This is a genomic window from uncultured Caulobacter sp. (assembly GCF_947036865.1).
Taxonomy (GTDB): domain Bacteria; phylum Pseudomonadota; class Alphaproteobacteria; order Caulobacterales; family Caulobacteraceae; genus Caulobacter.
In genome coordinates this window covers 316,134-332,456 of record NZ_CAMQSF010000001.1, presented here as the reverse complement: position 1 = coordinate 332,456, position 16,323 = coordinate 316,134, and the positions used below count along the sequence as shown (strand labels likewise).

12 protein-coding genes and 1 tRNA gene are annotated in these 16,323 nt (G+C 69.7%); 7 read left to right on the top strand and 6 right to left on the bottom strand.

The genetic code is table 11. From position 1 onward, the window contains the following. Window positions 1-89: 89 nt before the first annotated feature. The 4 genes from Q0V34_RS01600 to Q0V34_RS01585 are packed head-to-tail and all read right to left on the bottom strand — an operon-like array spanning window position 90 to window position 6,647. Window positions 90-794, bottom strand: coding sequence for a hypothetical protein (locus Q0V34_RS01600; RefSeq protein ID WP_297506804.1), 705 nt, complete (start codon window positions 792-794; stop codon window positions 90-92). Then, a complete protein-coding gene (locus Q0V34_RS01595) occupies window positions 782-2,227 on the bottom strand; it encodes an efflux transporter outer membrane subunit (RefSeq protein WP_297506802.1) in 1,446 nt (481 codons plus the stop codon). The genes Q0V34_RS01600 and Q0V34_RS01595 overlap by 13 nt, the downstream gene beginning before the upstream one ends. Next, on the bottom strand, window positions 2,224-5,388 hold the full coding sequence (locus tag Q0V34_RS01590) for a CusA/CzcA family heavy metal efflux RND transporter (RefSeq protein ID WP_297506800.1): 3,165 nt from the start codon (window positions 5,386-5,388) through the stop codon (window positions 2,224-2,226). The genes Q0V34_RS01595 and Q0V34_RS01590 overlap by 4 nt, the downstream gene beginning before the upstream one ends. Then, window positions 5,385-6,647 carry an efflux RND transporter periplasmic adaptor subunit gene (locus tag Q0V34_RS01585; protein ID WP_297506798.1) on the bottom strand — a complete coding sequence of 421 codons (1,263 nt, stop codon included), beginning with the start codon at window positions 6,645-6,647 and terminating at the stop codon, window positions 5,385-5,387. The genes Q0V34_RS01590 and Q0V34_RS01585 overlap by 4 nt, the downstream gene beginning before the upstream one ends. A gap of 108 nt (window positions 6,648-6,755) precedes the next feature. Here Q0V34_RS01585 and Q0V34_RS01580 point away from each other — a divergent pair, with 108 nt between their 5' ends. Continuing rightward, window positions 6,756-7,430 carry a response regulator transcription factor gene (locus Q0V34_RS01580; RefSeq protein WP_297506796.1) on the top strand — a complete coding sequence of 225 codons (675 nt, stop codon included), beginning with the start codon at window positions 6,756-6,758 and terminating at the stop codon, window positions 7,428-7,430. Continuing rightward, on the top strand, window positions 7,427-8,785 hold the full coding sequence (locus tag Q0V34_RS01575) for an ATP-binding protein (protein WP_297506794.1): 1,359 nt from the start codon (window positions 7,427-7,429) through the stop codon (window positions 8,783-8,785). Before Q0V34_RS01580 ends, Q0V34_RS01575 begins: the two co-directional genes overlap by 4 nt. Before the next feature lie 284 nt (window positions 8,786-9,069). On the opposite strand, the gene Q0V34_RS01570 is transcribed toward Q0V34_RS01575, so the two are convergent. Further along, a tRNA-Val gene (locus tag Q0V34_RS01570) sits at window positions 9,070-9,144 on the bottom strand. Window positions 9,145-9,190: 46 nt separating this feature from the next. Next, complete coding sequence (locus Q0V34_RS01565; RefSeq protein WP_297506792.1) at window positions 9,191-9,916, bottom strand: phosphoglycolate phosphatase; 726 nt, start codon at window positions 9,914-9,916, stop codon at window positions 9,191-9,193. 68 nt (window positions 9,917-9,984) lie between these two features. On the opposite strand from Q0V34_RS01565, the gene glmU reads away from it, so the two are divergent. From glmU to Q0V34_RS01540, 5 genes are all read left to right on the top strand, one after another. Beyond that, a complete protein-coding gene (gene glmU, locus Q0V34_RS01560) occupies window positions 9,985-11,367 on the top strand; it encodes a bifunctional UDP-N-acetylglucosamine diphosphorylase/glucosamine-1-phosphate N-acetyltransferase GlmU (protein ID WP_297506790.1) in 1,383 nt (460 codons plus the stop codon). After that, entirely contained in the window at window positions 11,364-12,047 is a 684-nt protein-coding gene (gene rpiA / locus Q0V34_RS01555; protein ID WP_297506788.1) for a ribose-5-phosphate isomerase RpiA, read from the top strand. Before glmU ends, rpiA begins: the two co-directional genes overlap by 4 nt. A gap of 45 nt (window positions 12,048-12,092) precedes the next feature. Next, window positions 12,093-13,493, top strand: coding sequence for a glutathione-disulfide reductase (gene gor / locus Q0V34_RS01550; protein WP_297506786.1), 1,401 nt, complete (start codon window positions 12,093-12,095; stop codon window positions 13,491-13,493). Further along, complete coding sequence (locus Q0V34_RS01545; protein WP_297506784.1) at window positions 13,490-14,713, top strand: O-antigen ligase; 1,224 nt, start codon at window positions 13,490-13,492, stop codon at window positions 14,711-14,713. The genes gor and Q0V34_RS01545 overlap by 4 nt, the downstream gene beginning before the upstream one ends. Window positions 14,714-14,827: 114 nt before the next feature. Continuing rightward, entirely contained in the window at window positions 14,828-16,207 is a 1,380-nt protein-coding gene (locus Q0V34_RS01540; RefSeq protein WP_297506782.1) for a class II 3-deoxy-7-phosphoheptulonate synthase, read from the top strand. Window positions 16,208-16,323 lie beyond the last annotated feature (116 nt).

Here is a 16,323-nt window from a genome sequence, read left to right as displayed (position 1 = left end):
ATCTCGGCGCCAGCGGCGTCGGCCAGGCGACGTTGAGCCACGGCCATCAGCTTGGCCCGCGCGCGCGGCGCGTCGGCCGTCTTCCCTCGCTATCGTTCGGTTCTCGACGGGGCGATCCAGAGGCTCCGATCCGGCAGAGCGAGCAGAACGCGGGCCGTGGCGAAACCGCGCCATCCGAGCCTGAAAGGCAGCGTGGACGTCGTGTCCGCCGCGCAGGCGGTTGGCTGCAACCGGACAGCGCCGAAGCCGATGTCGGGACAGGGCGATACCGGTACGCCGTTGACCATCAGAGCCGCAGGCGAAGTCAGATCCAAGGCGCCGTCCTTCTCGCCGCCAGGGCCAAGTCGCGCATTCAATCGCCATAGGCCGGGTCCCGCCGGAGTCAGCGGAACACGAACACGTCCACGGACCGCGGCTTTGTATTCGGCGGGCGTGACAAGGCTCAGTTGGTCGCGCGCGAAGTCGAGTTCGAGGCGCTCGGCTTCGAGGACGTCGCGGCCGATCACCAGGTCGACGCCCTTAGGGGCGCGCGACGCGCCGATGATGAGTTTTGGCGCGTCGAACTCCCTCGCGCCGAGACCGACCGTCGTGCCGCGCCTGGGCGCCAACTCGTCGCCGTCGCGATGGGCGCCGTGGGGATCGAGGCGATCCGCCAAGGATCGGCTGATCTCCGTCCGGGCCAGGCTGGCGTCGATCAAGGCGCGCACGCGCTCGTGGCCAACCCGCGAGTCGACCAGCAGGCCGGCCGCGACGAGGACGAATTTTCCGCTGACCGCGCCGACTACCCCGCCCATGACGCGTGCTCCTTTTTGATGTCGGGACCGCCGATGGCCTGGAAGAAGGCGACCGTGTCGCCGAGACGGGCGGCGCGGGCCTGGATCAGCTGGCCCCGGGCCTGGGCCTCGGCGGCGCTGGCGTTCAGCACGCTCAGCGTTCCGGCGCCGCCCAACTCCAGCTGCCGGCGGGTGAAGGCCAGGTTGCGCGCCGCGGCCGCTTGAGCGCGATCGGCGGCGTCTAGCGCCATCGCGTCGGTGCGCAGGGCGGTCAGGGCGTCGTCGACGTCCGCGAAGGCCTGCAGCACGGCCGCGCGATATTGCGCCTTGGCCCCATCCAGCGCCGCCTGCGCGCCCTTCTGTTGAGCGCGCAATTGGCCGCCGTGGAACAAGGGTTGCGTCGCCGCGCCGACCAGACTCCAAACAGCGGCGTCCGGTCCCAGCAGCGAGGAGAACCGAGTGCTCTCGCCGCCGACCTGTCCGGTCAGCTGCAGGTTGGGCAGCCGAGCGGCTATGGCCGCGCCGAGGTCCGCCGCGGCGCCGCGAACCTGGGCGTCGGCGGCGCGGATGTCCGGTCGGCGCGCCACGATCGCGGCGGGCGCGACCGCCGGCAGGTCGCCAGGCAGGGCCAGGGCCTCCAGGCGCGGAAGGGCGGGCAGCGGCGCGCCGGGCGCTTGGCCGATGAAGATCGCGATCAGCGCCCGTTGGTGGGCCTGTTGCCGGACCAGCGGCGGCAGCGCGCCTTCGGCGGTGGCCAGAGCGGTCTGCTGGGCGGCGACATCGGCGGACCCGACCTCGCCGAGGGCCTGCCGCTTCTGGAGGATGGCCAGCAGTTCGCGGTTGTCGCGGACCGATTGCTCCGCCGCTTCGATCTGAGCCTGCAGCGCGGCGTTCTGGATGACGGCCAGCGTCAGGTTGGCCGCGACCGTCGTGCGGGCGGCGTCGAGGCGGGCGGCGGCGACCTCGGCGGCGGCCTTGGCCGAAAGGCGCTTCTCGCGATTGGCCCCGAACAGGTCCAGCGGATAGCTGACGCTGAGTTGGGCGCTGTGCAGGGTGTAGAGGAACTGGTCGGGATCCGGCAGCGGATTGGAGAGGGCGCGCGGCGCCTTCACCCGCTGGCTCTGCGCGCTGGCGTCCAGCTGCGGCCAGAACGCGCCCGATGCGGCCGAGGCCTGGGCGCGAGCTTGGCGCAAGGCGGCCTCGGCGACGGCCAGGTCGTTGTCCGCGCCCAACGCGCGCGCGACCAGGGCGTCGAGGTCCGCGCTGCCGAACCGAGTCCACCAGTCGGCGGGCCGTTCGGCGTCGGCGACGAAGGTCTGGGCCGGTCCGCTTTCCGGTCGGATCGGCCTGGCGTCCGGCGTGGGCGGCGGCGCGACCGTCGGGATCGGATGCCGCGGGCCCAGCGCGCAGGCCGAGGCGCACAGCGCCAGCAGGGGGACGAAGCGCCGGATCATGCGCCGGCCTCCGGTTGCGCGACCGGCGGACGCGGCTTCTCTGCGCTGGCGCCGATGTGGCGCGAGAAACGCACGATCAGGACCGGCAGCACCACGAGGATCAGCAGCGGCGCGAGGCTCATGCCGCCGACCACCACCAGGGCCAACGGACGCTGGACCTGGCTGCCGATGCCGTTGGAGACCGCGGCCGGCAGCAGGCCGATGGCGGCGGCCAGACAGGTCATCAGCACCGGGCGCATGCCCTTCTTGACCGTCGCGACGACCGCCTTCTCGCGCGGCAGGCCGTCGTCCCTGGCCTGGTTGAAGATGGTCACCATCAGGATGCCGTCCATGACGGCGATGCCGAACAGGGCCACGAAGCCGATCGCGGCCGAGATCGAGAACGGCGTGCCGGTCAGGGCCAGGGCCAGCACCCCGCCGACGACGGCCATCGGGATGGCGCTGAAGGCCAGCAGGGTGTCGATGACCGACGTGAAGTTGGCGTAGAGCAGGATCAGGATCAGGGCCAGGCTGATCGGCACCACGATCTCCAGCCGCGCCACCGCGCTCTTCAGATTGGAGAGTTCGCCGGCCCATTCCAGATGATACCCGGGCGGCAGCTTGACGGTGCGGGCGATCGAGGCTTGGGCGTCGGTCACCGCGCCGCCCAGGTCGCGGTCGCGCACGCTGAACTTGATGGGCAAGTAGCGCTCCTGGTGCTCCCGATAGATGAAGGACGCGCCGGAGGTCAGGCTGACCTTGGCGACCTCGGACAGCGGGACTTGGACGATTCCCTGGCCGTCGGGCGAGGGCGCGCCGATGGTGATCCGCCGGATCGCCGCCAAGCTGCCGCGCTGGTCCTTGGGCAGGCGCACGACGATCGGGAAGTGGCGGTCGGTCCCGCGCTCGTAGAGGTCGCCGGGGCTCTGGCCGCCGATCGCCGCGGCGATCACGCCGTTGATGTCGTCCGGCGTCAGGCCATAGCGGGCGGCGGCCAGGCGATCGACCTCGATCCGCACGGTCGGCTGGCCGAGCGAGGCCGAGACGCCCAGGTCGGCGATGCCGCGCACCCGACCCATCTGGTCCTGCATCTGGCCGGCCAGACGCGTCAGCACCGCCAGGTCGGGCCCGAAGATCTTGACCGAATTGGCGCCCTTCACGCCCGAGGCGGCCTCATCCACATTGTCCTCGATGTACTGCGAGAACTCGAAGTCGACGCCGGGGAAGCGATCCTTGAGGCGCTTCTGCAGCTCGGCCGTCAGTTTCTCCTTGGTCATGCCATGCGGCCAGGAGTCGAACGGCTTCAGCGGCGTATAGTACTCGGCGTTGAAGAAGCCCGTGGCGTCGGTGCCGTCGTCCGGCCGCCCGTGGGTGGAGATGACGTGGTCGACCTCCGGATAGCCGGCGATCACGTTGCGGATGGCGTTGACCGTCGGCTGCCCCGCCTCCAGCGAGATCGAGGCGGGCAGGGTGGCGCGGATATAGAGATTGCCTTCCTCCAGGTGGGGCAGGAACTCGACGCCCAGGCCCCGCACGGCGACCACGGCGGCGACCAGCAGGACGGCCGCGCCGCCCATCACCACGTACCGATTGGCCAGGGCGAAAGCGGCCACCGGGTCGTAGATCCCGCGCAGCCAACGGACGACCCGCGTCTCGACCTCGCTCAGCTTGTCGGGCAGCAGCATGGCCGACAGCACCGGCGAGACCGTGAAGGTGGCGATCAGGCCGCCCGCGATGGCGTAGGCGTAGGTCTCGGCCATGGGGCCGAAGATGTGGCCCTCGACGCCGGTCAGGGTGAACAGGGGTATGAAGCTGGCGATGATGATGGCGGCGGAGAAGAAGATGCCGCGACTGACTTCGCTGGAGGCATGCAGGATGGCCGAGAAGCGGCTGGCCTGGGTGGCGTGACCGTGGCCGGCGCTGATGTGCTCCGACCGTTCCGCCATGTGGCGGAAGATGTTCTCGACCAGGATCACGGAGGCGTCGACCACGAGGCCGAAGTCCAAAGCCCCGACCGACAGCAGGTTGGCGCTCTCGCCTTTCAAAACCAGGATCAGCACGGCGAAGGCCAGGGCGAACGGGATGGTCGTCGCCACGATCAGCGCGCTGCGCAGGTCGCCGAGGAACAGCCACTGCAGCAGGAAGATCAGCACCACGCCCTCGACCAGGTTGTGCATGACCGTGTGGGTGGTGACGTCGATCAGGGCCGAGCGGTCGTAGAGCGGCGTCAGCTTGACGCCCGGCGGCAGGACGTTGCCGGCATTGATCGCCTCGACCTCCTTCTGAACGGCCTTGATGGTCGGCAGCGACTGGGCGCCGCGCTGCATCAGGACGATGCCCATGACGATATCGTCGTCCTTGCCCTCGCCGGCGATGCCCAGGCGGGGCTGGGCGCCGATGGTGACGTCGGCCACGTCCTTGAGCAGGATCGGCGCGCCGGGCGCGGGGGCGACCAGGACGTCGCGGATCTGGCTCGTCGACTGGATCAGGCCGACGCCGCGCACGATCGCCGCCTGAGCGCCGAAGTTGACGGTCTGGCCGCCGACATTGCCGTCCGACTTGCCGATGGCCTGGATCACCTGGCCGATCGTCACCCCGTGGGCGCGCAGCTTGTCGTTGTCGACCGTGACCTCGTAGGTGCGCAGCTTGCCGCCCCAGCCCGTGACGTCGATGACGCCCGGAATGCGCTTGAACCGGCGCTGCAGCACCCAGTCCTGCAGGGTCTTCAGGTCCATGACCGAGTAGCCGGCGGGCGCCTCGAGACGGTAGCGGAAGATCTCGCCGACCGGGCTGGTGGGCGAGATCTGGGGCTGCGCGCCCGCGGGCAGGCTGCCCAGCTGCGACAGCCGGCCCAGCACCATGCGCTCGGCTTCCTGGAAGCTGACGTCATAGGTGAACTGGATTTTCACGTCGGAGAGGCCGAACAGCGAGATCGAGCGCACGGTGGTCATGTGGGGCAGGCCGGCGACCTGCACCTCGATCGGTGTGGTGATGTTGCGTTCGATTTCCTCGGCCGAGACGCCAGGACTCTGGGTCACGATCTCGACCATCGGCGGCACCGGGTCGGGATAGGCTTCGATGTTCAGGTGGGCGAACGCGAAGCCGCCGGCCAGCACGAGGCCGACCAGCACCATGACCATCAAAAGGCGCTGACGCAGAGCGAATTCAACGACCCGGTTCACTGGCCCGAACCCGCCTCGTTCACGAAGATCGCGCCGGCGGTGACGATGCGCTCGCCCGCCGCCAGGCCGGAGTCGATCCGCTCGAAGCCCTCCGGCCCCTCCGAGGTTCGGACGGGGCGCGCTTGCAACAGGCCATCGGCGCGCGCGACCCAGACACGGGCGGCGTCGCCCTCGTGGATGACGGCCGCGGCCGGCACGAGAATAGCCGATCCGGCCTTGGGCGCGTGGATCGAGAAGTTGGCGAACATGCCCGGCTTCAGGGCCTGGTCGTGGTTCTCGACCGTCGCGCGGACGGGCAGGCGGTGGGTGACGGGATCCAGGGCCGAGCCGACATTGTCGACCACGGCGTGGAAGACGCGGCCGGGATAGGCGGGCGTCGTCACCTCGACCGCGTCGCCCAGATGCACCTTGGCGGCCAAGGCCTGTTCGACCTGGGCGGTCAGCCAAACACGGCTGAGGTCGGCGATCGTCATCACCGGCTTGTCGCCGCCGGCGGTGACATACTGGCCGGGGGATACCGCGCGGATCGCGATGGTGCCGGCGATGGGCGCGTGAAACGTGGTCTGGGCGTAGATCCCGGACACCTCCTTGGCCGCTTCCAGTCGCCTGATCTCGTCGGACGACTTGCCCAGCAGGGCCAGCTTGTCCCGCGCCGCGCCCAGAGCGGCGTCGGCGGCGCGCATCGCCGATTGCGCCGAGACCAGGTCGGTCTGGGCCTGGCGGTAGTCCTTGAAGGCGCCGCCGGCGGACTTGTAGATCGCCTCCTGCCGCGTGGCGTTGTCCTGCGCCGTGCGCAGCAGGGCCGAGGCGGTCAGATGCTGGGCCGCGGCGGCGAAGAGGGCGTTGCGCGCCTCGACGAAGTCGGGCGACTCGATCTTCAGCAGGGGCTGGCCCTTGGCGACGCGTTGGCCGGGCTGGGCCAGAACCTGGGTGACCTGGCCAGAATAGGGCAGCAGCAGCGGCGTCGCCTGATCCTCGTCGACGGCGATCGCGCCGCTGATTTGCAGGCTGTCGGGATCCGCGCCGACGTTCACGGTCTGGATCTTCAGTTCGGCCAGTTGGTCGGTGGTCGGGCGGAAGAGACCCGGCGGCAGGCTTCGCGCGGCCGGCGGCGGATGGTTCAGGAGCTTGCCCGCCAGGGTCACCGCGCCCCAGCCTACGAACAGGACACCGGCCGCTGTTGCGACCAGGCGGTACTGCCGCGCCTTGTCAAGACGGCGCGCGACTGGCAGTTCGCTGACTTGTTCTGCGCCCGTCATCTAAGTCGTTCCGCGCGATCGATTGGAATGTTGCGGCGCAACCTAGTGAGGCTGGCTTACACCAGACTTATGGCGGGGCCGCCCGACGGTCCCAGGCGCGAGGCATTGATGCGTCTCTTGATCGTCGAGGATGACGCCGCCCTGGCGGACGCCCTGGGCGAGGCCCTGGCGGGGGCTAGCATCGCCTGCGACAAGGCGGTTACGGCGGCCGACGCGGCCCTGATGTTGGACGCGACGCGCTATGCCGCGGTCATCCTCGATCTGGGTCTTCCCGATGGCGATGGACGATCGTTGTTGCGCAGGTTGCGGGCGCGCAGGGATCCCGTGCCGGTCCTGATTCTGACGGCGCGGGGCGACCTCAAGGACCGGATCGACGGGTTGGACGCGGGCGCCGACGATTATGTGACCAAGCCCTTCGCGTTCGACGAGCTGCTGGCGCGGCTGCGGGCGGTGCTGCGCCGCAAGGGCGACTTTCAGGGCAGCCACCTGACCTTCATCGATCTGCGCTTCGACACTCAGTCACGCGAGTTGCGGGTAGGCGAGGCGCCGCTCATCCTGTCCCAGCGCGAGGGTGAGCTGATCGAGCTCCTCATACGGCGCGGGGGGCAGGTGGTCAGCCGCCAACTGGCCGAGGACCAACTGTTCGGCATGAGCAACACCCTGGGGTCCAATGCGGTGGAGGTCTACATCCACCGCCTGCGCCGCAAGCTCGAGGACGCGGGCGCGACGGCGCGGATCGAGAACATTCGAGGGGTCGGCTATCTCTTGAGAGGCGAGGGGTGAGGATCCGCTGGCCGCGTTCGCTGATCGCCCGCATCCTGCTGGCCGAGGTCGTGACCTTCGCCTTGGCCGCCATCCTGCTGTTGTCCTTCACTCAGTCGGCCCTGCGCGGCGCGGTGGCTCGCTATCAGAGCGATATCTTCGTGGCCCAGGCCGACGCGGTGGCGAGCGGCCTGCGTCCGGGGCCCGACGGCCGCTGGCGCGTGGAGCTCAGTCCCTCGCTGTCGCCGATCTTCCAGACCCACTACGATGGTCGCGCCTATCGCGTCGTGGACACGCAAGGCGTCGTGGTCGCCAGGAGCGCCTTCGCGCCGACCGAGCCGGCGCCCGCGGCGCCTCGCGGTGATCGGCCCTCGGTCTTCAGCACGGGCCATCTGGCGGGCGTGAGCCTGCCCGTCGACACCGACGGTCAACGGCTGTGGGTGATCGTCACACAGGAGCAGGACCGCCCCGGCGCGATCCTCGACGACGTGGTCGCCGCCTTCATGCGCGCCCTGGCCGTGATCGCGCCGCTGATCCTGCTCTTGCCGATCGTCAACGGTCTGATCATCCGCCGCCTTGTGGGCGCGGTGCGGCGGGTGTCGGAACGCGCGGCCGAGATCGACGCCGATCGGCTCTCGGATCGCCTGCCCGAGGCGGGGCTGCCCTCCGAGGTCATTCCGCTGGTCCATGCGGTCAACGCGCTGGTCGACCGGCTGGAAGTCGGCTTTCGCCGGCAGGCCGAGTTCAGCTCGAACATCGCCCACGAGCTGCGCACCCCGCTGACGACCCTGAGCCTGAAGCTGAACCTGGTCGAGGACACGGGGTTACGCGCGCAGCTGGCCGCCCAGGTCGAGCGCCTCTCGCACGTCTTGTCGCAGTTGCGCGACTTGGCGGCGCTGGAAACCTTGGACAAGCAGAACTTCGAGGCGGTGGACCTGAAGGCGCTGGCGATCAGCGTGGTCGGCGAGATGGCCCCGAGCGTGGTCGCGCGTCACCACATGATCGAGGTGTCGGGCCCTTCGTCCGCGCCGGTGCTGGCCGAGCCCGCCCTGGTCGGCTTGGCGCTGCGCAATCTGATCGAAAACGCCGTGCGGCACACGCCCGACGGCGTCCGCATCCGGGTCAGCGTCGACGTCGACGGCAGTATCAGCGTCGTCGACGACGGACCGGGCATCGCCTCCGAGAAGATCGGCGAGGTCGTCCGCCGCTTCTGGCGCGCCGACCACGGGCGCACCGACAGCGCCGGCATTGGCCTTTCCATCGTCCAGCGGATCATGGACGTCCACGGCGGCGTTCTGACCGTCCAGAACCGCAAGCCGCGCGGCGCCAGCTTTTCGCTTCGCTTCCTTGGGGAACGCATTGCACGGGCCGATTGAACCCAAGCGGCGGCCGGAGTTTCATAAGGGAGCCAGTCGCGTTCCCCGCGCCTTGGCGCGAGGCGACGCTCGAACCGCGCTGGGTCGGCGAAGTCTCGGTGGGTTTGAAGCGCGCACTCCTGGCGACGCCTTCCGTTCGACGGTGAGCGGAGTGACGCTCGAGCGTGATCGCGCTCATGCCCAAATGGCAGGCCGTCAGCCCGATATCGACATTGGCCTCCATAAGCAGACGCCCCGAGGGACCCGGTCCGCGCGCCGCAAGTCATTTTAAGATAACGAGAAAATGGTGGATGCGACAGGGATTGAACCTGTGACCCCCTCGGTGTGAACGAGGTGCTCTCCCGCTGAGCTACGCATCCGCCGTGGGGAAGGTCCGAAACGGACCGATCCGCGAGAGGAGGGGGCCTATAGCCCGGCGCTCGGCGCGGGGCAAGAGGTCAAAAGCGTCAGGCAGGCGGGCGGGACGTCCAAAAAGCTGTGGATCACCAGATCCGCGCCCAGGGTCTCGACCGGCTCCTCGGTATAGCCGAACGACACCAGCACGCTGGGCACGCCGGCGTTGCGCGCGCCCAGCGCGTCGTTGACGCTGTCGCCGACCATCACCGCGCGTGCCGGATCGCCGCCGACGGCCGCGATGGCGGCGGCGACATGCCGGCCGTCGGGCTTGGCCGCCGGGGCGCTGTCGGCGCCGATCACCGCGTCGAAGAACGGCAGCAGGCCCACCGCCTCCAGCAGGGCGTCGGACAGGTTGGTCAGCTTGTTGGTGCAGACCACGAGCCGGGCGTCGGCCGCCTTCAGCCGGGTCAGCACCTCGACCACGCCGGGGAACGGCGCGCTCTCCTGGGCGATGCGGGTCAGGTAGTGAGCGATGAAGCGCTCGACCAGCGGCGGGGCGCGCTCGGCGTCCAGCGGCGCGCCGGCGGCGGCGAACCCGCGCTCCAGCAAGGCTCGCGCGCCGCGCCCGACCATCAGCCGCACGTCGTCGAACGGCAGGGGCGGCAGGGCCTCTTGCGCCAGGATCGTGTTCAGAGACCCGACCAGGTCCGGAGCGGTGTCGACCAGGGTGCCGTCGAGGTCGAAGGCGATGGTGGCGCCCTTCAAGGCCCCGTTCAGGTCATGAAGCTCGTTCATGGGTCTGGCCTTTCCGCCAATTGGGCGGCTAATGCAACGCTGAACGCTCGTGAGGGAGTCGCCCGGCCATGACTGACAACGCGCCCAAGCCCGCGCGCCGCCGCGCCGCCGTGATCCTGGCCGCCGGCCAGGGCACGCGGATGAAGTCCCCGACGCCCAAGGTGCTGCACAAGCTGGCCGGTCGCACCTTGATGGACCACGCGATCGACGCCGCCGAGGGCTTGGGCTGCGAGCGGATCATCGTGGTGGTCGGCGCCCATAGCCCGCAGGTGGGCGAAGCGGCCCGCAAGCGGCTGGGCGAGGGCGCGACGGTCGTGCAGGACCCGCCGCTGGGCACCGGGCACGCGGTGCTGGCGGCCAAGGAGGCCCTGGCTGACTTCGACGGCGACGTGGTCGTCACCTACGCTGACTGCCCGCTGACCACGCCCGGCGTGATCGCGCCGCTGTTCGACTTGCTGGCGGGCGGCACGGACGTCGCGGTGCTGGGCTTCGAGGCCGCCAACCCGACCGGCTATGGCCGCCTGGTCCTGGCCCCGGGCCACGTGCTGCTGCGCATCGTCGAGGAGAAGGAGGCGGATCTCGCCACCAAGCAGGTCAAGCACTGCAATTCGGGCGTGCTGGCCGCCGACCGGAAGGTTCTGTTCGACCTGCTCGCCCAGGTCCGCAACGACAACGCCAAGGGCGAGTACTATCTGACCGACATCGCCGGCCTGGCGCATGACCGCAAGTTCTCGACCCGCGCGGCCTTCGCGCCCGAGCCGGCGGTTCAGGGCGTCAATTCCCAGGCCGAGCTGGCCGCCGCCGAGGCCGTGTGGCAGCGCGGTCGCCGCAACGCCCTGATGGTCGAGGGCGTCACCATGCCCGCGCCGGACACCGTTCACCTGTCCTGGGACACCAGGATCGCCGGCGGCGCCGTGGTCGAACAGTTCGTCGTCTTCGGCCCCGGCGTCAGCGTCGCCTCGGGCGCGGTGATCAAGGCCTTCAGCCACCTGGAAGGCGCCGTGGTCGGCGAGGGCGCCCTGATCGGTCCCTACGCCCGCCTGCGGCCCGGCGCCGAGATCGGTCCCGAGGCCCACATCGGCAACTTCGTCGAGGTCAAGAAGGTCAAGGTCGGCAAGGGCGCCAAGGCCAACCACCTCAGCTATCTGGGCGACGGCTCGGTGGGCGAGAAGGCCAACATCGGCGCCGGCACCATCTTCTGCAACTACGACGGCTTCGACAAGTTCGAGACCCACGTGGGGGCGGGCGCCTTCATCGGCTCCAACAGCGCCCTGGTCGCGCCGGTGCGGGTAGGCGACGGGGCGATGACCGGCTCGGGGTCGGTGATCGTCAAGAACGTGCCGGCCGAGGCGCTGGCCCTGTCGCGCGCCGAGCAGGTGGTTAAAGCCGGCTGGGCGGCCAAGTTCCGCGCCGCCAAGCAGGACAAGAAAGCCAAGAAGGACAAGAAATGACCGCCGACGATCAGAAGCGCGCCTCGGGCCAAGCCGCCGCCGAGCTGGTCGAAAGCGGCATGGTGGTCGGTCTCGGCACCGGCTCGACCGCCGCCTGGTTCGTCAAGGCGCTGGCCGCGCGCGGCCTCTCTGACATTCGCGGCGTGCCGACCTCGGACGCCACCGCCGCCCTGGCCCGCGAGCTGGGCATTCCGCTGGCGGCGCTGGACGACGTCAAGACCGTCGACCTGACCGTGGACGGCGCCGACGAGATCGGTCCGGGTCTTTCCCTGATCAAGGGCGGCGGCGCGGCCCTGCTGCGCGAGAAACTGGTCTGGGAAGCCTCCACCCGCTGCGTCGTCATCGCCGACGCGGCCAAGCGGGTCGAGGCGCTGGGCAAGTTCCCGCTGCCGATCGAGGTGGTCCGCTTCGGCCACGTCCACACCGGCCACCGGCTGGCCGACATCGCCGCCGAGTTCGACCTGCCGCCGCCGCGCCTGAGGACGGCCGAGCGCGGCGTCGTCGTCACCGACGGCGGCAATCTGATCTACGACATGGCCTCCGGCCGCATCGACGAGCCGGCCGCGCTGGCGACGGCGCTGAAGAGCGTGACCGGGGTCGTCGACCACGGCCTGTTCCTCGATCTCGCCGACGAGGCGCTGGTCGGTACGGACGAGGGCGTGGTGCGCCTGGTTCCCTGACGTCCTACATAGAGCCGCGCGCTCAAGTTCCTCCGGAGGCCGGCCATGGCTGACTACGACTACGATCTCTTCGTCATCGGCGCGGGCTCCGGCGGCGTGCGCGCCTCGCGCCTGGCGGCGATGAGCGGCGCCAAGGTGGCCGTGGCCGAGGAGTATCGGGCGGGCGGCACCTGCGTTATCCGTGGCTGCGTGCCCAAGAAGTTCATGGTCTACGCCAGCGAGGTCACCAGCCAGCTGAAGACCGCCAAGGGCTATGGCTGGACGATCGGCGAGGCCAAGTTCGACTGGAAGGGCTTCATCCACGACAAGGACGTCGAGATCGCCCGTCTGTCGGGCATCTATGTCACCAACCTGCAGAAGGCCGGCGCGGATCTGCTGCATGGTCGCGCCCAACTGCTCGATCAGCACACGGTCGAGGTGCTGCCGAAGGAGGGCGGCAAGGACGCCGGGACCTATACGGCGCGCAAGATCCTGATCGCCACCGGCGGCCGCCCGGTGCGTCCCGACTTCCCGGGCGCCGAGCTGGGCATCACCTCGGACGAGGCGTTCCATCTACCGACCCTGCCGAAGAGCATCCTGGTCGTCGGCGGCGGCTATATCGCCGTCGAGTTCGCCGGCATCTTCGCGGGCCTGGGCGTGCAGACCACGCTCCTCTATCGCGGCGCCAACATCCTGCGCGGCTTCGACGACGACGTCCGCGCGCACCTGGCCGACGAGCTGGGCAAGCGCGGCATCAAGGTGGTGCTGGGCTGCGCGCATACGCGGATCGAGAAGCAGGACGACGGTTCGCTGCTGAGCACCCTGAACAACGACCTGACCTTCGAGACCGACGCGGTGATGTTCGCCACCGGCCGCGAGCCCTATGTCCAGGGCCTGGGCCTGGAAAAGGCGGGCGTGAAGCTGAACGCCCGCGGCGCGATCGAGGTCGACGACTATTCGCGGACCAATGTCCCCAACATCTGGGCGGTCGGCGACGTGACCGATCGGATCAACCTGACCCCGGTCGCCATTCGCGAGGGCGCGGCCTTCGCTCAGACCGAGTTCTACGACAATCCGACCAGCTTCGATCACGAGATGGTCGCCTCGGCGGTGTTCTCGCAGCCGCCGGTCGGCGCGGTGGGCATGACCGAGGCCGAGGCCCGCCACGCGTTCGGCGCGGTGGACATCTACCGCTCGGTGTTCCGCCCGATGAAGGTGACCTTCTACGGCGGTCAGGAGCGCTGCCTGATGAAGCTGGTGGTCAAGCAGGACGACCAGCGCGTGGTCGGGGTCCACGTCGTGGGGCCGGACTCGCCGGAGATCATCCAGATGGCCGCCATCGCGCTGAAGATGGGCGTGACCAAGGCTCAGTGGGACTCCACCTGCGCCGTGCACCCGACCCTGGCCGAGGAACTGGTCACGATGCGCGAGAAGTACGTGCCCATGGACGTCGGCGGCGTGGGATGACCCTGGCGGACGCCGCGGAGCGGCGCACACGCTGGCTGGGGGCGCTGGCCGTCTTCCTGTTCGTGATGACGCCGCTGGTCGGCTATCTGATCCCGCTGTGGTTCGCTGGCGTCATCAGCCTCGTGGGGCTGCTGGGCGCGCCGGTCTTGGCGCGTCCGCGCGCCCCGCTGCTGCCGATATTCGCCCTGCTGCTGATGGCGGCCTGGTCGCTGATCAGCCTGAGCTGGAGCCCCGCCACGCCGGCCTTGGCCGAGCTGAAGACGGGCAAGGCGTTGGAGCGGTTCACGGCCGTGAAGCTGGTGCTGGAGCTGGGTCTGTACAGCGCGGCCGTGGCGGCGCTGGGCGAGATGTCCGTCCGCTCGGCGCGACGGGCCGGACGGGTGATGCTGGTCGGCCTGGCCCTGCTGGCCCTGGTCGCCTGCGCCGACGCCGCCCTGAAGGCCAAGCTCTATATGAGTCTGCACAAGACCACCGGCGAGGGCATCCGGCCGGACCTCGCCATGGTCAAGGTGTCGATCGCCACCTATCCGCTGGCGCTGCTGTTCTGGCCCAGCGCGCGGCTTCTGGACGCCTGGCGGTTCCGGGGGCGCAATCTCGTGATCACGGCCCTGGCGCTGCTGACCATCGTGGCGGCGCACCTGACCGGCGCCGACGCCCCGATCGCCGCCCTGCTGGCCGGCGGCCTCGTCTGGCTGGGCGTTCGGTTCGTCGGCAAGCCCGTGGTCCGCGCGCTGATCCCGCTGGTTTCGGCCGTGTTCATCTTCGCCCCGATCGTCGTGCTGTGGTCGGTGCGGTCGGGCTTCATCGCCTGGCTGCACGTTCTGGCGCCGCCGTCGTGGGACGCCCGTCTGAACATCTGGGCCTTCGCGGCCAACGAGATCGTCCGCCATCCGCTGCGCGGCTGGGGGATCGACGCCAGCCGCACCTTCGGACCGGCCATCCCGCTGCACACCCACAACGCCGCCTTGCAGCTTTGGCTCGAGCTCGGTTCGGCGGGGGCCGCGATGGCGGCGGCCTTCTTCGCCTGGGTGCTTTATCGGATCGTCGGCCTGACCGGCGAGAACCGTCGCGATGGCGCGATGGCCGCCGCCGCCACGACCAGCTATCTGGTGATCGGCGCCATCAGTTTCGGCGTCTGGCAGGAATGGTGGCTGGCCCTCGGAGCGTTGACGGTCATCGCGTGCGACGTGGCGCAAAAATCGGTCGCCGAGCCTCGGTAGCGCGACAATGAAAATCCCCGCTCAGGCGCGCGTCTCCCATACATCCGCACGATTTTGCCTTTCCGGTCTATTCGCGCTATCTACCCCGCCCTTCGCCCACACCGAGCTATGATCATGACCGCCCGCTGGACCCCCGCCGCCTGGAGAGCCAAGCCCGCCAAGCACATGCCCACCGACTATCCGGACATGGGCGCCGTGGAGCGGGTCGAGAACACGCTGCGCCAGATGCCGCCTCTGGTCTTCGCGGGCGAGGCGCGCCGGCTGAAGAGCCTGCTCGGCGACGTGGCCGAGGGCCGGGCCTTCCTGCTGCAGGGCGGCGACTGCGCCGAGAGCTTCAAGGAGTTCCACGCGGACAACATCCGCGACACCTTCCGCCTGATCCTGCAGATGGCGGTGGTGCTGACCTTCGCCGGCGGCAAGCCCGTGGTGAAGGTCGGCCGCATCGCCGGCCAGTTCGCCAAGCCGCGCTCGGAGCCGACCGAGGTCCAGGGCGACGTGACCCTGCCGTCCTATCGCGGCGACATCATCAACGGCATGGACTTCAACGAGGCCGAGCGGGTCCCGGACCCGGACCGCCTGCTGAAGGCCTATGGCCAGTCGGCCGCGACGCTGAACCTGCTGCGGGCCTTCGCCAGCGGCGGCTATGCCGACCTCTACAACATCCACCGCTGGACCCTGGGCTTCGTCGGCGACAGCCCGCAGGGCGCGCGTTACCGCGAGCTGTCGGAGAAGATCTCCGAGGCGCTGACCTTCATGTCGGCGGTCGGCGTGACGCCCGACACCCAGCCCGATCTGCGCCGCGTCGAGTTCTTCACCAGCCACGAGGCCCTGCTGCTGGGCTTCGAGGAAGCCATGACCCGCGTCGATAGCACCTCGGGCGACTGGTACGACACCAGCGCCCACCTGCTGTGGATCGGCGAGCGCACCCGCCAGCTGGACGGCGCCCATGTCGAGTTCATGCGTGGCGTGAAGAACCCGATCGGCCTGAAGTGCGGTCCGACCATGGAGGGCGACGACCTGCTGCGCCTGATCGACGCGCTGAACCCCAACAACGAGCCGGGCCGCCTGACGCTCTACGGTCGCTTCGGCTCGGACAAGATCGCCGACCGCCTGCCGCGCCTGATGCGCGCCACCAAGAGCGCGGGCCGCTCGGTGGTCTGGGCGACGGACCCGATGCACGGCAATACGCTGAAGGCCTCGACCGGCTACAAGACCCGCCCGTTCGACCGGATCCTGTCCGAGGTGAAGAGCTTCGTGGAGATCGCCCAGGCCGAGGGCGTGCACCCTGGCGGCGTTCACCTGGAGATGACCGGCCAGAACGTCACCGAGTGCCTGGGCGGCGCGCGGGCGGTCTCCGAGACCGAACTCGCCGATCGCTACCACACCCACTGCGACCCGCGGTTGAACGGCGAGCAGGCGCTGGAGCTGGCGTTCCTGGTGGCCGAGAAGCTTAAGGCCGCCCGCGACGACCAGCGTCGCCTCGCCGCCGGCTAGGTCGAGGGGCCGCTTTCGGCGGTGTCGGCGCCGCGCCGACAAGGCGCGATTTGATCGAACGTCGATAGCTTTTGCATTGCAGCGCGCGGCGGCTTGACCCGTCGCGCGGCGCTCTC

Bases quoted from the DNA above. Each gene is read 5' to 3' on its own strand.
- Q0V34_RS01600 (WP_297506804.1), bottom strand. From the start codon at position 794: ATGGGCGGGGTAGTCGGCGCGGTCAGCGGAAAATTCGTCCTCGTCGCG.
- Q0V34_RS01595 (WP_297506802.1), bottom strand. From the start codon at position 2,227: ATGATCCGGCGCTTCGTCCCCCTGCTGGCGCTGTGCGCCTCGGCCTGC.
- Q0V34_RS01585 (WP_297506798.1), bottom strand. From the start codon at position 6,647: ATGACGGGCGCAGAACAAGTCAGCGAACTGCCAGTCGCGCGCCGTCTT.
- Q0V34_RS01580 (WP_297506796.1), top strand. From the start codon at position 6,756: ATGCGTCTCTTGATCGTCGAGGATGACGCCGCCCTGGCGGACGCCCTG.
- Q0V34_RS01565 (WP_297506792.1), bottom strand. From the start codon at position 9,916: ATGAACGAGCTTCATGACCTGAACGGGGCCTTGAAGGGCGCCACCATC.
- glmU (WP_297506790.1), top strand. From the start codon at position 9,985: ATGACTGACAACGCGCCCAAGCCCGCGCGCCGCCGCGCCGCCGTGATC.
- rpiA (WP_297506788.1), top strand. From the start codon at position 11,364: ATGACCGCCGACGATCAGAAGCGCGCCTCGGGCCAAGCCGCCGCCGAG.
- gor (WP_297506786.1), top strand. From the start codon at position 12,093: ATGGCTGACTACGACTACGATCTCTTCGTCATCGGCGCGGGCTCCGGC.
- Q0V34_RS01545 (WP_297506784.1), top strand. From the start codon at position 13,490: ATGACCCTGGCGGACGCCGCGGAGCGGCGCACACGCTGGCTGGGGGCG.
- Q0V34_RS01540 (WP_297506782.1), top strand. From the start codon at position 14,828: ATGACCGCCCGCTGGACCCCCGCCGCCTGGAGAGCCAAGCCCGCCAAG.